Here is a 14,523-nt window from a genome sequence, read left to right as displayed (position 1 = left end):
AGGAGCCGGTGTGGACTTCACCCTGGACGCGACCCAGGCCGAGATCGCCGCGCTGACCGCGGAGGTCCTGGCCCGGGATCCCGAGCACGCGTGGCCGGCGTTGGCGAAGGCCGGCCTGCTGGCGCTCGCCCTGCCGCCCGAGCTGGGCGGGGACGGGCTCGGGCCGGCCGAGGTCGCGGTGGTGCTGACCGAGGTGGGCCGGGCGGGCGCGCACGTGCCGGCGCTCGCAGCCCTCGCACTCGGGGTGCTGCCGCTGAACCGGCTGGGCATTCCGGAACAGCGGGCGCGGTGGCTGCCGGAGATCGCCTCCGGCGAGGCGGTCGTCACGGCCGCGCTGCACGAACCGTCCGCGCCGTTCGTCACGCAGCCCTCGACCGAGGCCGTGGCCGCGGACGGGGGCTGGGCGCTGACTGGCACGAAGACCCTGGTGCCGTCGCTGGCCGAGGCCCGGTGTGTGCTCGTGCCGGCCACGCTGCCGTGGGGCACCGGCGTGTTCCTCGTCGATCCGCGGGCGCCGGGCGCGGAGGTGCACGGCACGTCGTTGCGCCTGTCCGGCGTGCGCGTGGGCGAGGCGGACCTGTTGCGCGACGGGTCGGTGGCGGACCTGCACCGGTTCGCGCTCGCCGGCGCGGTCGCGCTCGGTGACGGCGCCGTGGCCGGGGCGCTCGCGCTGACCACCGAGCACGTGCGGCGGCGCGAGCAGTTCGGCCGTCCACTCGCGACGTTCCAGGCGGTGGCCCAGCAGATCGCCGACGTCTACATCACCTCGCGCACACTGCACCTGGCCGCGTTGTCCGCGGTGTGGCGGCTCGCCGAGGGGCTCGACCCGGACGAGGACCTGGCCGTGGCCGCGTACTGGCTCGCCGAGGAGGCGCCGAAGGCGCTCGCGCTGTGCCACCACCTGCACGGCGGCCTCGGCGTCGACATCACCTACCCGCTGCACCGGCACTACGGGCTGGTCAAGGAACTCGCCGCGGTCACCGGCGGCGCGAGCACGCGGCTGGACCGGCTCGGCGACCTGGTGGAGGGCTGATGCACATCGAACTCACTGCCCCGCAACGGAAACTGCGGGACGAGCTGCGCGAGTACTTCGCCGGGCTGATCACCCCCGAGGAGCGGCAGGCGCTGCTGCGGGAGCGGCACGGCGAGGTCTACCGCCGCATCGTGCGGCGCATGGGCAGCGACGGGCGGCTCGGCGTGGGCTGGCCCGAGGAGTACGGCGGCGGCGGGTTCGGCGACCTCGAGCAGCACCTCTTCGCCGACGAGGCCGCTCGCGCCGACGTGCAGCTGCCGTCGGTGACGCTGCAGACCGTCGGGCCGACCCTGCAGGAGCACGGCACGCCGGAGCAGAAGGCGTTCTTCCTGCCGAAGATCCTGGCCGGCGAGGTGCACTTCGCGATCGGCTACACCGAACCGGACGCGGGCACGGACCTGGCGTCGTTGCGCACCACCGCGGTGCGCGACGGTGAGTCCTACGTGGTCAACGGGCAGAAGATCTTCACCACCGGCGGCCACGACGCCGACTACATCTGGCTCGCCGTGCGCACCGACCCGGACGCGCCCAAGCACAAGGGCATCTCGATCCTCATCGTCGACACCCGCGATCCCGGCTACTCGTGGACGCCGATCATCACCTGCGACGGCGCGCACCACGTCAACGCCACCTACTACTCCGACGTCCGGGTCCCGGTGTCGATGCGGGTCGGCGAGGAGAACCAGGGCTGGAAGCTGATCACCACGCAGCTCAACCACGAGCGGGTCATGCTCGGGCCGGCCGGCCGGATCGGCGGGCTCTACGACCGGGTGCGCGCCTGGGCCGCCGCGCGCGACCTGCTCGGTGAGCCCGACGTGCGCCGCGCACTGGGCGAGACGCTCGCCGTGGTGCGGATCAACGAGCTGCTCAACTGGCAGGTCGCCGCGGCGGAACCGGACATCGCGGACGCGTCGGCGACCAAGGTGTTCGGCTCGGACCGCATCCAGCGGGTGGCGCGGCTGATGGAGGAGATCGTGGCGCGGCACGGGGATCTGTCCGATCCGGGCACGGCCGCGCTGGCGGAGTGGCTGGACGTGCTGGCGCGGCGGAACATAGTGCTGACTTTCGGGGGTGGCGTGAACGAGATCCAGCGTGAGCTGATCGCGATGGCCGGGCTGAAGCTGCCGAGGGTGCCGCGATGAGCGTCGAGGACGCGGCGGCCCGGATCCGCGCTCAGGGCGAGTCGTCCCGGCGCCTGGCGCGCGATCCGGTGAACCAGGCGATGATCAACAACTGGGTCGAGGCGATCGGCGACACCAACCCCCGGTACACCGAGGGGATCGCGCCGCCGGCGATGGCGCAGGTGTGGACGATGAACGGCCTGCACGGGCAGCGCGCGGCGGACGATCCGCTGGGCGCGATGATGGCCGTGCTCGACGAGGCCGGGTACACCTCGGTGGTCGCGACGAACTCCGAACAGACCTACCACCGCTACCTGCGCGTCGGCGAGCACGTGTCGGCCTCGACCGCGCTGGAATCGGTGGTCGGCCCGAAGCGGACCGCGCTGGGCGAGGGCTGGTTCGTCACCACCCGCACCTCCTGGTACGTCGGCGACGAGCTGGTCGCCGACATGCTGTTCCGGGTGCTGAAGTTCGCGCCGCCACCGTCGTCGCCGGGTGCGTTGCGGCCGGTGATCAGCCGGGACACCGAGTTCTTCTGGGACGGCACCAAGGCCGGTGAGCTGCGGATCCAGCGCTGGGGCGACACACTGCGGCACCCGCCCGGGCCAATGCCGCCGGACGGCGACCTGGACGCGAAACCGGACTGGATCGTGGCGAGCGGGCGCGGCACCGTCTACAGCTACGTGGTGCACCACCGGCCGGCCGTGCCGGGCAAGCAGCTGCCGTTCGTGATCGCGCTGGTCGAGCTGGAGGAGGGGGTGCGGATGCTGGGCGAGCTGGTCGGCGCCGATCCGGCGGAGGTCCACATCGGACTGCCGGTGACCGCGACCTTCCTGAAGGTGGACGACGACCTCACTTTGCCGGCCTGGCGGGTGGCGCGATGATCACCGCCGGAACCGAGCTGCCCGAGCTGGCCTTCGACGTCACGCCGACGTTCGTGATCAGCACGGCCCTGGCCACGCGGGACTTCCAGGACGTGCACCACGACCGGGACGCGGCGGTCGCGCGCGGCTCGAAGGACATCTTCCTCAACATCCTCACCGACACCGGGCTGGTGCAGCGGTTCGTCACGGACTGGGCGGGGCCGGACGCGCTGGTGCGGTCGATCAAGATCAAGCTGGGCGTGCCCTGCTACGCCGGGGATCGGCTGGTGTTCACCGGGCGCGTGGCGTCGGTGGACGGGCGCGTCGCGGTTGTCGAGGTGACCGGGACCGGCGGACTGGGGGCGCACGTGAGCGGAACCGTGACCGTGGAGCTGGCGGCATGACACTGTCGGGCAAGGCGGCGATCGCCGGGATCGGCGCGACGGAGTTCTCCAAGGACTCGGGGCGCAGCGAGCTGCGGCTGGCGGCCGAGGCGGTGCGGGCGGCGCTGGACGACGCCGGTCTGCGGCCGTCCGATGTGGATGGTCTGGTGTCGTTCACGATGGACGGCAACGCCGAGATCGCGGTGGCGCGGGAGCTGGGCATCCCGGAGCTGACGTTCTTCAGCCGGATCCACTACGGCGGCGGCGCGGCCGCGGCGACGGTGCAGCAGGCGGCGATGGCGGTCGCGACCGGGGTGGCCGAGGTGGTGGTGGCTTACCGGGCGTTCAACGAGCGGTCCGGGCACCGGTTCGGGCAGGTGTCGTCCGCGGCGGCGGGGCAGGTGAACTCGTCGGGGGTGGACAACGCGTTCCACTACCCGATGGGCCTGGCGACCCCGGCGGCCACGGTGGCGATGGTGGCGCGGCGGTACCTGCACGACTACGGCGCGTCGACCGAGGACTTCGGCCGGGTGGCGGTGCTGGACCGCAAGCACGCGGCCACGAACCCGGCGGCGTGGTTCCACGGCAAGCCGATCACGCTGGAGGAGCACCAGGCGTCGCGGTGGATCGCCGAGCCGCTGCGGTTGCTGGACTGCTGCCAGGAGTCCGACGGCGGCGTCGCGCTGGTGGTGACCAGTGTGGACCGGGCCCGGGACCTGCGGCAGAAGCCGGCGGTGATCGCGGCGGCGGCGCAAGGCAGCGGACCGGACCAGTACATCATGACCAGCTACTACCGGGACGAACTCGCGGGACTGCCCGAGATGGGGGTGGTCGCGCGGCAGCTGTGGGCGCAGGCCGGGGCCGGGCCGGCGGACATGGATGTGGCCGTGTTGTACGACCACTTCACGCCGTACGTGCTGATGCAGCTGGAGGAGCTGGGGTTCTGCGGGCGCGGGGAGGCGCCGGGGTTCGTCGCGTCTGGGGCGCTGGAGCTGGACGGCTCGCTGCCGCTCAACCCGCACGGCGGTCAGCTCGGCGAGGCGTACATCCACGGGATGAACGGCATCGCCGAGGGGGTGCGGCAGATTCGCGGGACGTCCTGCAACCAGGTGTCGTCGGTGTCGCACGTGCTGGTGACGGCCGGTACGGGTGTGCCGACGAGCGGGCTGGTGCTGGCTCAGTCGTAGCCGCGGATGAGGTGGCTCTCGTCGTCGACGAGGACCGTCTCGGGCGGGGTGTCGTCGTCGAGCACGGTGGGGTTGTCGCTGATCGGTTCGGTGGCCGGCATCGTCTTTCGTCCTTCCTGACGTCGCCTACTCTGTGTGGTTCCCGTCACAGTACGCATGAAACACCGGCGATTTTCAGTGGGTGGGAACCGGGATCCAGGAGGGCCACCCGTCCGGGTGCTCGAACCAGCAGGACATCTTGGGGCTGTAGGGATCGACGAACAGCGGGATGTTGATCACCCAGTAGAGCCAGGTGACCAGCAGGGCCGCCGCCAGCAGGACCGCCGGCGTCCACCAGCGAAGGTGCGGCCACAATCGGCGGTGCAGTCGGTGCACCCCGAGTACGGCCAGCGTCATGACCACCAAGTCGGCTGGCAACGCCACCAGGATGAGGGGGCTGACGCCAGGGTTGTGGCACGCCCGCGCGTACCACCACACGGCCTGATGGGCCGCGAAGAACCAGGCGAACCCGGCCACGGCGTAGAGGAACGTGTGCCGGCACCCGCGCAGGATTTCGGTCTCGGCGTCGTCCTCCACGGGGCCCCGTTCTGCCGGGTCATCACCGGCTGCGTCGTCTCGCGGTGTGGAATTCACCTCGATGACCTCTAGCGCCCACGGCACTTCATGGGCGAACTTGAGGACGTGCACATCCCGGCCGTGGTTGCGTGGAGCCTGACGGTGGCGTTCGCGATGCTCGCTGTGCCCAGCGTGGTCCGGTTGGTGCGCCTGGACGCCACCACCACCGCCGACACGCGCCAGCAGGACCTCGCCGAACTGCTGATGGTCCTGGCGATGCTCGCGATGGTCTCGCCGCTCGGGGGGCCCATCCCGGCGGCCGGGTGGCAGGCGATCCTCGTCCTCACGGCCGGCTGGTTCTTCGTCGCCGTGTTGCGGGGGCGGCGGTGCTGCGCGGGGCACCACCTGGTCTCCGCCGCCGCGATGCTGTACATGATCACCGCGATGCCCGGCCACGGCGACGGGCCCTGGATGTCCATGACGCCCGGCGAACTCGCCTGGCCGGCGCTCGCCCTGGCCGGGATCGCCTACTTCGCCGTCGACAGCGTCCGCTCGGGCATCCTCGGCGCGCGCTGGGCCCGCACCGAGAGCCTGCGTGACCACCGCGCGGTCCGCCAGGTCTGCCGCGCCCTGATGGGCGTCGGCATGGCCTACATGCTGGTCACCGGCCTGTAGGCACCAGCACCGCGTCCGCCAGCACCGGCGCGTCGCGCTCGACCGCGACAGTCGCCACCAGCAGGCGATCGCCCTCGTCCCACACCCGCGTCCGCAGCGTCTCCCCGGGCAGCACGATCCCCGCGAACCGCGCGGAGAACGACCCGACCCGGGTGACGTCGGCGTCCAGCAGCGCGTCCGTGACCGCCTTGGCGACGATTCCGTACGTGCACAGCCCGTGCAGGATCGGTGCCTCGAACCCCGCCGAACGGGCGAACTCCGGGTCGATGTGCAGCGGGTTCCGGTCACCGCACAGCCGGTAGATCAGCGCCTGCTGCGGCAGCGTCGGCGTGTCGATCACCGCGTCCGGCTCCCGCTCCGGCAGCTCGACCCGCTCCGAAGTCCCCCGCGAACCGCCGAACCCGCCCTCGCCGCGGGCGAAGATGCTCGACCGCGCCGTCCACAGCGGCGACCCGTCCGTGGACGTCACCGACGTCTCGTTGACGATCACCGCCGCCTTGCCCTTGTCCAGGACGTCCACGATCCGCGTCCGCGCCACCGCCTTGCCCTCGACCGGGATCGGCCGGTGCACGGTCACCGCCTGCGTTCCGTGCACCACCTTCGCCAGGTCGATCTCGATCCCCGGGAACGAGACCGCCGGCGGCTCGTAGATCCGCAGGTTCGCCGCGACCGTCGCGAACGTCGGCAGCACCCGCAGGTCACGCTCGAAGGTGTAGCGCAGCTCCCGCGGGTCCGCCGGCCGGGCGCCCGCGCCCAGCGCCAGGTGGTAGAGCAGCACGTCGGAGGGCATCCACTCGAACGTCAGCTCGTCGAGCTCGGCACCGATGGCGACGTCGGGATCGATGGGCAACGCGGGCCCTCCTACTCGTAGGTGACCGACACTTCGTCGGTCAACGGTACCGACTGGCACGCCAGCACGATGCCGTCGGCGATGTCCTCGGAATCCAGGACCTCGTTGTTCAGCATCTTGACCTCACCGGAGACGATCCGGCACGCGCACGCGCTGCACTGCCCCTCCCGGCACGAGTACGGCGCGTCCAGCCCGCGCGCCAGCAGGAAGTCCAGCAGCTTCTCCTGACGCGGCCAGGAAAAGGAGTGCTGTGAACCGTCCAGATCCACCGACAACGCAGTCGTCCCGGCCTCCTCCGAAGCTGCGGCCTCCGCGCGATCCTCGAACGGATTCCCGCCCAGCGACACGAACCGTTCCAGGTGGATCCGCTGCCGCGGCATCCCGAGGTCCTTCAACGCCTGCTTCCCGGCCGTCATGAACGCCTCGGGCCCGCACACGAACGCGTCGAACTCCGCGTACGGCCGGACCAGCTCACGTAGCTGCGTCACCGACGGCAGCCCCTGCACGCTCTCCAGCCAGTGCACCAGGACCAGCCGCTCCGGATGCTCCCGCGCCAGCGCGGCCAGCTCGGAGGCGAAGATCACCGACGAGGAGTCCCGGTTCGCGTACACCAGCACGATCCGCCCGCCGCCGGAAACCAGCGCGGACTTCAGGATCGACATCACCGGCGTGATCCCGCTGCCACCCGCCATCAACAGCAGGTCGGCGTCCAGCGACGCGGGCGTGAACACCCCGGACGGGGGCAAGACATCCACACTGGACCCGGCGGAGACGTTGTCGCACAACCAGTTCGACCCGTACCCGCCCTCAGTGCGTTTCACAGTCACCTTGAGCCGCGAACCCTCGTGCGGCGCGCTGGACAACGAATAGCATCGCGCCGCCTCACCCGCGCGCAGCGTCAGGAACTGTCCGGGCCGGTACGCGAACTTCGACGCGTGCTCCTCCGGCACGTCGAACACGATCGACGACGCCTCGGCCGTCTCCGCGATCACTTCGGCGACGGTCAGTGTGTAGCTATCCGGCATCGAGAACCCCGAACTCCCCGTCCCGCACAGCCGCGTCGATGCTGTCCACCAGCTTGGGGCACGTGTCCAGCAGCGCGGTGTTGCGCCCCTCGGCGACCTCCTGCGCGAACACCGGGCAGCTGCCCGCGTCGGTGGTCCACTGGATGCTGGTGTGCTTGACGCTGTTCTTCTTCACCAGCACCCGCGTGCCGCACGACGCGCAGGCGTGCGGCCGCAGGCCACCGGCCAGGAACTCGGTGCGCTCGGCGGTGGTCATCCGGCGACCCCCGCCTCCTGCTGCCGGGCCAGGTTCTCGGCCACCTCCCGCGCCCACACCTCGTTGGCCTTGGTGGTGTCCACCTCGAACTCGAACCGCCGCGTCATGTCCTCGGTGATGTCCTCGACGTCGGTGTAGAACTGCTCGTACCAGCGGCGCAGCTGGTAGACCGGGCCGTCCTCCTCGCACAGCAGCGGGTTGTCGATGCGGGTCTTGTTCTTCCAGATCTCCACGTCCTGCAGGAAACCCACCCCGATGCTCTTGGCGAACTTGCCGGCGATCTTGTCCGCCTGCTCGTCCGACACGCCCGGCAGCTTCTTCACGCTCACCCCCCACTGCAGCACGAACGAGGTCGGCGTCACCGGGTAGTGGCAGTTGATCAGCACGTTTTCGATCTCGAAGCCCTTGTACGTGTTCAGCAGCTTGTTGATCATGTACGACGGCCCGAAGTAGGACGCCTCCGAGCGCAGCAGGTTGTCCTCGCCGCCGTAGTTGGACGCCATCCCGACGTCCGGGCGGCCCTTGGTGTTGAGGTACTGCGTCGCGATGTGGCCCTCGAACACGTTCTTGAAGTAGGTCGGGAACGCGTAGTGGATGTAGAAGAAGTGGGCCATGTCGACCATGTTGTCGATGATCTCGCGGCAGTTGGACCCCTCGATCAGCACCGAGTCCCAGGTCCAGTTGCTCCACTCGCCGCTGAAGATGCCGTCGATGCGGGGGATCACGACGTCCGGCGGCGGCGGGTTGCCCTGCGGGTCGTGCCACACGAAAAGCTGCTTGTTCTCCTCCAACGTGATCCACGACCGGGTGCGGGCGCGCAGCGGAACCCGTTTGGCGTAGGGGATCGAGACGCACTTGCCGTTGCCGCCCCAGCGCCAGTCGTGGAACGGGCAGGCGACCTCGTTGCCCTTGACGCTGCCCTGGCTCAGGTCGCCGCCCATGTGGCGGCAGTAGGCGTCCAGGACGTTGAGCTCGCCGTCCTCCCCGGCGAACACCACGAGCTTGGTGCCGAACGCGTTGACGGCGTGCGGTTTCCCGTCGCGGAACGTCTCGGCCAGGCCCAGGCAGTGCCAGCCGCGGGCGAACCGCGCCGGCGGCGCACCCGCGTCGATCGTGCGGACTTCAGTCATCATCGACCTCCAGTGCGATTCTGGGTGGCCAGGTGGCGTGAGGCAAGGAACCCGAAGACCATGGCCGGCCCGATCGTGGCGCCGGGCCCGGCGTAGGTGTGTCCCATGACCGCGGCGCTGGTGTTCCCGGCCGCGTACAACCCGGGGATCACCGACCCGTCCTCGCGCAGCACGCGGGCGTGGGTGTCGGTGCGCAGCCCGCCCTTCGTGCCCAGGTCGCCGGGCACGATCTTGACCGCGTAGAACGGGGCCTTCTCGAGCGGGCCGAGGCTGGGGTTCGGCTTGTGGCGGGGGTCGCCGTAGTAGTGGTCGTAGGCGCTGCGCCCGCGGTGGAAGTCCTCGTCGACACCGCGCCGGGCGAAGCCGTTGAACCGCTCGACGGTGGCTTCCAGAGCCGCGGTCGGCACCTCGATGCGGGCGGCCAGTTCGGCCAGGGTGGGCGCCTTGGCCACGATCCCCGCCTTGAACCAGCGCCCGGGCAGCTTCTGCCGCGGCCCGACGCCGGTGAACATGTACCGGTCGCGGTAGCGCTGGTCGAAGATCAGCCAGGTGGGGATGTTCTCCGCGGGCCCGTCGCCCGGCCCGTACATCGCGTGCACCGCCTCGACGTAGGGCGCGGACTCGTTGACGAACCGTTCGCCACGCGCGTTGACCAGGATGCAGCCGGGCCGCGAGCGCTCGGCGAGGGCGAACCACGGGCCGCCGGTCAGCGGGATCGTCGGGCCCCACCACGCGTCGTCCATCAGGGCGACCGACGCGCCGAGCTTGAGCCCGGCGGTGATCGCGTCGCCGGTGTTGGCCTTCGCGCCCACGGTCCACTCGGTGCCGATCGGGCTGCGCTGGTACTTCGCGCGCATCTCCTCGTTGTGCTCGAACCCGCCGGCGGCGAGCACGACCCCCAGGCGCGCCCGCACGGTCACCTCCCGACCGTCCCGCCGGACCACCACACCGGTGACCCGCTCGTCTTCGGTGACCAGGTCGAGCAGCGGAGTCTCCAGCCACACCGGCACGCCGGCGCGCAGCAGCCCGGCCCGCAGCCCGGCGGCCAGCGCCTGGCCCATCGACAGCAGCCGCTTGCCGCGGGCCAGCCCGGCGAGCCAGCGCGCGCCGATGCGCAGCACCCGCAGCGGCCCCTTCGGGTGCCGGGCGATCAGGCTCAGCCAGCGGTAGTCCGCCTGGGTGATCGGCACGCCGAGCGGCGCCCCGCTGTAGGGCGGTTCGAGGTTGGCCAGTTCGGCGCCGAGCAGCCTGCCGTCGAACGGCGTCGGCTCGACCGAGCGGCCGCCGGCCCGGCCGCCGGGCGCCTCGGGGTGGTAGTCGGAGTAGCCGGGCACCCACTGCAGGCGCAGCGGCGTGACCCGGTGCACGAACGACACCACCTCGGGGCCGTGGTCGAGGAAGGCCTGTCGCAGCTCGGCGGGTACGACGTCGCCGACGATGGCCTCCAGGTAGGCGCGCGCCGCCTCCGGGGTGTCCTCCACGCCGGCCACGCGCAGCGCCTCGTTGCCCGGGATCCACACCCCGCCACCCGATCGGGCCGTGGATCCGCCGAACCTGGCTGCCTTCTCGACCACCACCACGGACAGGCCGGCGTCGGCGGCCGCGAGGGCGGCGGTCAGGCCGGCCGCGCCGCTGCCGGCCACCACGACGTCGAACTCGTCGGTCATGCCACCTCCGCTATAACACGTTCCACATTGCGCAGCGCCTGTTCGTCGGCCCGTCCGTCACGATAGACGAGAACGTGTTTCAGTTCTAGGGTAGCGGGTGTGAACCAGACGGCGGATGTGATCGTGATCGGGTTCGGAGCGGCCGGCGCCTGTGCGGCGATCGAGGCCGCCGATGCGGGCGCGGATGTGCTCGTGCTGGACCGGTTCGACGGGGGCGGGGCGACCGCGCTGAGCGGCGGCGTCGTCTACGCGGGCGGGGGCACCGCCCAGCAGCGGGAGGCCGGGGTCGACGACTCGGTCGACGCCATGTACGACTACCTGCGGCTCGAGGTCGGCGAGGCGGTGTCGGCGGAGACGCTTCGGCGCTTCTGTGAGCAGAGCCCGGGCATGATCGAGTGGCTGGAGCGCAACGGGGTGCCGTTCGAGGGCAGCCTATGCCCGTACAAGACCTCGTACCCCAACGACGAATACTACCTGTACTACTCCGGCAGCGAGTCCGCCGGCGGGTTCCGCGACCTGGCGAAACCGGCCGCGCGCGGGCACCGCACCAAGGGGCCGGGCACGTCGGGGAAGCTGCTGTTCGCCCGGCTGGCCCAGGCGGCGCGTCAGCGCGGCGTGCGGGTCCTGCCCGGCACGCGGGCCGAGTCGCTGATCGTGGAGAACGGCACCGTGACCGGCGTGCGCGTCCGCACGATGCGGGACGCGCCCGCCCGGGTCCGCGCCGCGCACGCCCGCATGGCGCGGTACGCCGCCAAGCCCGGCATCTACGTGCCCAGCGTCCGCAAGGCGCTGCAGCACCGGATCGAGCGGCTGGAGCGGCGGTACGCCCGCGAAGTGGAACTGACCGCCCGGCGCGGGGTGGTGATCGCGGCCGGCGGGTTCATCTTCAACCGGGCGCTGGTGCGCGAGCACGCCCCGGCCTACCGCGGCGGGCTGGCGCTCGGCACGATCGCCGACGACGGTTCCGGCATCGGGCTGGGTACCGCGGTGGGCGCCGCGACCGCCGAGATGCACCGGGTTTCCGCATGGCGGTTCGTCACCCCGCCCAGCGCGATGCTCAAGGGCGTGCTGGTCGACGTCGCCGGGCGGCGGATCATCGACGAGTCCCGCTACGGCGCCGCGGTCGGCGAGGTCATGATCGGCAAGCACGACGGCAAGGGCTGGTTGCTCGCCGACGCCGAGACGATCGCCGAAGCGCGCCGCACCGCGCGTCGGGAGAGCCAGTGGTTCCAGTGGCTGCAGGCCCGCTACCTGCTGCAACGCGGTCGGGTGTCAGCGAACAGTCTGGACGAGGTGGCGCGCAAGGCCGGGGTCGATCCGGACGGCCTCCGGGCGAGCGTCGAGGCCTACAACGCGGCGGCGGACGCGGGCGCCGCGGACCCGGCCGGCAAGCCGGCCGAGTACGTGCGGCCGGTCCGGACGCCGCCGTTCTCGCTGATCGACGTCTCCATCAAGCCCAGCCTGGGTTTCCCGTGCCCGATGCTCACGCTCGGCGGGCTCGTGGTCGACGAGTCGACCGGTCAGGTGCGGGACGCCGACGGCGCGGGCATCGCCGGGTTGTACGCGGCCGGCCGGTCCGCGGTGGGAATCTGTTCCAGGTCGTACGTGAGTGGTCTGTCTCTGGCCGACTGCGTGTTTTCCGGGCGAAGGGCCGGAATTTCCGCAGCTCGGCGGGCGCAGTGATGACAAAAACGAGAACGTGTTCTAGTCTTTCCGATGACAACGCAGGTACATGACGGACGGGGCGTGCAGATGACCGATCAGGATGGTCGCGGGGTGCTGGCCGGGGTCCGGGAGCTGCTTCCCGTCCTGCGGGAGCGGGCCCAGGAGACCGAGGACGCGCGGCGCATTCCGGACGAGTCGATCAAGGCGCTGCAGGAGACCGGGTTCTTCAAACTGCTGCAGCCCAAGACCTTCGGCGGCTACGAGGCCGATCCGGTGACCTTCTACACCGCGGTGAAGCTGCTGGCGAGCGCGTGCGGGTCCACCGGATGGGTCGCCTCGATCCTCGGGGTGCACCCGTGGCACCTCGGGCTGTTCGAGCCGCAGGCGCAGCAGGACGTGTGGGGCGAGGACGTCGACGTGCGCATCTCGTCGTCCTACGCGCCGATGGGCAAGGCCACCGTGGTCGACGGCGGGTACCGGCTGACCGGCCGGTGGAGCTTCTCCTCCGGCTGCGACCACGCGACGTGGGTGTTCCTCGGCGCGCCCGCGTTCGACGCCGAGGGCAGGCCGGTGGACTTCTGCACCTACCTGCTGCCGATCAGCGATTACACGATCGAGGACGTCTGGGACACCGTCGGCCTGAGCGGCACCGGCAGCAACGACATCATCGTCGAGGACGCGTTCATCCCGGCGCACCGCGCGTTGAGCTTCCAGGCCACGTCGAAGTGCCGCACGCCGGGGCAGAAGATCAACCCCGGGCCGCTCTACAAGCTGCCGTACGGGTCGGTGCACCCGTCGACGATCACCGCGCCGATCATCGGCATGGCGCAGGGTGCGTACGAGGCGCACGTGGAGCACCAGCGCAACCGGGTCCGCGCCGCCTACATGGGTGAGCAGTCCAAAGAGGACCCGTTCGCGAAGGTGCGGGTCGCCGAGGCGGCCAGCGAGATCGACGCCGCGTGGCTGCAGCTGACCCGCAACATCGACGAGCTCTATCAGCTGGCCTGCCGCGGCGAGAAGCTGCCGTTCGCCACCCGGCTGCGCGTGCGGCGCGACCAGGTGCGCGGCACCGAGCGCGCGATCGCCGCCGTGGACCGGCTCTTCGAGAACTCCGGTGGCCGCGCGCTCAAGCGGGGCACGCCGATCCAGCGGTTCTGGCGCGACGCGCACGCCGGCCGCGTGCACGCCGCCAACGACCCCGAGCGCGCCTACATCATGTACGGCAACGGCGAGTTCGGCGTCCCGGTCGAGAATGCGATGGTGTGACATGACCGAGGGCAAGTACGCCGAGGTCGGCGGGGGCTTGCGGCTGCACTACCACGAGGCCGGCATCGAGCACGCCGAGACCGTGGTGATGCTGCACGGCGGCGGCCCGGGCGCGTCGGCGTGGAGCAACTTCTCCCGCAACATCGACGTGTTCGCCAAGTCCTTCCGCGTCCTGGCGGTCGACCAGCCGGGGTTCGGCAGGTCGGACAAACCGACCGAGCACCCGCAGTACTTCACCCACAGTTCCAGGGCGGTGGTCGGTCTGCTCGACGCCCTCGGGGTCGGCAACGCACACCTGGTCGGCAACTCGCTCGGCGGCGGGACCGCGGTTCGGCTCGCGCTGGACCACCCGGACCGGGCCGGGCGGCTCGTGCTGATGGGGCCGGGCGGGCTGAGCACCAACCTGTTCGCGCCCGACCCGACCGAGGGCGTCAAGGCGCTCGGCCGGTTCGCCGCCCCGCCGGGACCGAGCAAGGAGAAGCTGGCCGCGTTCCTGCGGCTCATGGTGTTCGACCCGGCGCTGATCACCGACGAGCTGGTCGAGGAACGCTACGCCAACGCGAGCACGCCCGAATCGCTGGCCGCGATGCGCGCGATGGGCGCGTCCTTCGCGGGCGCGGACTACGAGCAGGGCATGCTCTGGCGGGAGGCCTACAAGCTGCGGCAACGCGTGCTGCTGATCTGGGGCCGCGAGGACCGGGTCAACCCGCTCGACGGTGCGCTGGTGGCGCTGAAGACGATCCCGCGCGCGCAGCTGCACGTGTTCGGCCGGTGTGGACACTGGGCTCAGGTCGAGCGCTTCGACGAGTTCAACCGCCTGGCCCTGGATTTCCTGCGAGGTGAATGA

General features: G+C 71.2%; 15 protein-coding genes. 9 read left to right on the top strand and 6 right to left on the bottom strand.

The genetic code is table 11. The annotated features are described in order from the left end of the window. Positions 1-10: 10 nt before the first annotated feature. The 5 genes from IE290_RS21230 to IE290_RS21210 are packed head-to-tail and all read left to right on the top strand — an operon-like array spanning position 11 to position 4,587. Positions 11-1,033 carry an acyl-CoA dehydrogenase family protein gene (locus IE290_RS21230; RefSeq protein WP_191246429.1) on the top strand — a complete coding sequence of 341 codons (1,023 nt, stop codon included), beginning with the start codon at positions 11-13 and terminating at the stop codon, positions 1,031-1,033. Continuing rightward, positions 1,033-2,175: an acyl-CoA dehydrogenase family protein gene (locus IE290_RS21225; protein WP_191246428.1), complete on the top strand. Its 1,143-nt coding sequence runs from the start codon at positions 1,033-1,035 to the stop codon at positions 2,173-2,175. The genes IE290_RS21230 and IE290_RS21225 overlap by 1 nt, the downstream gene beginning before the upstream one ends. Continuing rightward, positions 2,172-3,038 carry a bifunctional MaoC family dehydratase N-terminal/OB-fold nucleic acid binding domain-containing protein gene (locus tag IE290_RS21220; RefSeq protein WP_191246427.1) on the top strand — a complete coding sequence of 289 codons (867 nt, stop codon included), beginning with the start codon at positions 2,172-2,174 and terminating at the stop codon, positions 3,036-3,038. Before IE290_RS21225 ends, IE290_RS21220 begins: the two co-directional genes overlap by 4 nt. Next, positions 3,035-3,421: a MaoC family dehydratase gene (locus tag IE290_RS21215; RefSeq protein ID WP_191246426.1), complete on the top strand. Its 387-nt coding sequence runs from the start codon at positions 3,035-3,037 to the stop codon at positions 3,419-3,421. The genes IE290_RS21220 and IE290_RS21215 overlap by 4 nt, the downstream gene beginning before the upstream one ends. Beyond that, the gene (locus IE290_RS21210) at positions 3,418-4,587 is read left to right on the top strand and encodes a lipid-transfer protein (protein WP_191246425.1); all 1,170 of its coding nucleotides are present in this window, start codon (positions 3,418-3,420) and stop codon (positions 4,585-4,587) included. The genes IE290_RS21215 and IE290_RS21210 overlap by 4 nt, the downstream gene beginning before the upstream one ends. Positions 4,588-4,761: 174 nt before the next feature. Here the strand turns inward: IE290_RS21210 and IE290_RS21205 are convergent, their stop codons facing one another. After that, positions 4,762-5,163: a hypothetical protein gene (locus tag IE290_RS21205; RefSeq protein ID WP_229874642.1), complete on the bottom strand. Its 402-nt coding sequence runs from the start codon at positions 5,161-5,163 to the stop codon at positions 4,762-4,764. Between the two features lie 87 nt (positions 5,164-5,250). Between IE290_RS21205 and IE290_RS21200 the strand changes: the two genes are divergently transcribed. Then, positions 5,251-5,817, top strand: coding sequence for a DUF5134 domain-containing protein (locus tag IE290_RS21200; RefSeq protein WP_191246424.1), 567 nt, complete (start codon positions 5,251-5,253; stop codon positions 5,815-5,817). Here IE290_RS21200 and chsH3 read toward each other — a convergent pair. Genes chsH3 through kstD form a run of 5 tightly spaced genes read right to left on the bottom strand, consistent with a single transcriptional unit; the run spans position 5,804 to position 10,745 of the window. After that, entirely contained in the window at positions 5,804-6,667 is an 864-nt protein-coding gene (gene chsH3 / locus IE290_RS21195) for an enoyl-CoA hydratase ChsH3 (protein WP_191246423.1), read from the bottom strand. The two genes, IE290_RS21200 and chsH3, sit on opposite strands and share 14 nt — an antisense overlap. A gap of 11 nt (positions 6,668-6,678) precedes the next feature. Further along, a complete protein-coding gene (locus tag IE290_RS21190; RefSeq protein ID WP_191246422.1) occupies positions 6,679-7,692 on the bottom strand; it encodes a ferredoxin--NADP reductase in 1,014 nt (337 codons plus the stop codon). Next, positions 7,682-7,948, bottom strand: coding sequence for a hypothetical protein (locus tag IE290_RS21185; protein ID WP_020418782.1), 267 nt, complete (start codon positions 7,946-7,948; stop codon positions 7,682-7,684). The genes IE290_RS21190 and IE290_RS21185 overlap by 11 nt, the downstream gene beginning before the upstream one ends. Beyond that, positions 7,945-9,081: a 3-ketosteroid-9-alpha-monooxygenase, oxygenase component gene (locus tag IE290_RS21180; RefSeq protein ID WP_373300484.1), complete on the bottom strand. Its 1,137-nt coding sequence runs from the start codon at positions 9,079-9,081 to the stop codon at positions 7,945-7,947. Before IE290_RS21180 ends, IE290_RS21185 begins: the two co-directional genes overlap by 4 nt. Beyond that, positions 9,078-10,745: a 3-oxosteroid 1-dehydrogenase gene (gene kstD, locus IE290_RS21175; protein ID WP_191246421.1), complete on the bottom strand. Its 1,668-nt coding sequence runs from the start codon at positions 10,743-10,745 to the stop codon at positions 9,078-9,080. The genes IE290_RS21180 and kstD overlap by 4 nt, the downstream gene beginning before the upstream one ends. Positions 10,746-10,844: 99 nt before the next feature. Here kstD and IE290_RS21170 point away from each other — a divergent pair, with 99 nt between their 5' ends. The 3 genes from IE290_RS21170 (at position 10,845) to hsaD (ending at position 14,523) form a co-directional block, all read left to right on the top strand. Continuing rightward, positions 10,845-12,428, top strand: a complete 1,584-nt coding sequence (locus IE290_RS21170) for an FAD-binding protein (protein ID WP_191246420.1) — start codon at positions 10,845-10,847, stop codon at positions 12,426-12,428. Between the two features lie 69 nt (positions 12,429-12,497). Next, positions 12,498-13,676 carry a 3-hydroxy-9,10-secoandrosta-1,3,5(10)-triene-9,17-dione monooxygenase oxygenase subunit gene (gene hsaA, locus IE290_RS21165; RefSeq protein ID WP_191246419.1) on the top strand — a complete coding sequence of 393 codons (1,179 nt, stop codon included), beginning with the start codon at positions 12,498-12,500 and terminating at the stop codon, positions 13,674-13,676. 1 nt (position 13,677) lies between these two features. Beyond that, the gene (gene hsaD, locus IE290_RS21160; RefSeq protein ID WP_191246418.1) at positions 13,678-14,523 is read left to right on the top strand and encodes a 4,5:9,10-diseco-3-hydroxy-5,9,17-trioxoandrosta-1(10),2-diene-4-oate hydrolase; all 846 of its coding nucleotides are present in this window, start codon (positions 13,678-13,680) and stop codon (positions 14,521-14,523) included.

The sequence above is a fragment of the Amycolatopsis deserti genome (assembly GCF_014653945.1).
Taxonomy (GTDB): Bacteria; Actinomycetota; Actinomycetes; order Mycobacteriales; family Pseudonocardiaceae; genus Amycolatopsis_E; species Amycolatopsis_E deserti.
Note: the sequence above shows the minus strand (reverse complement) of the source record. Positions and strands in the feature narration are given on the sequence as shown.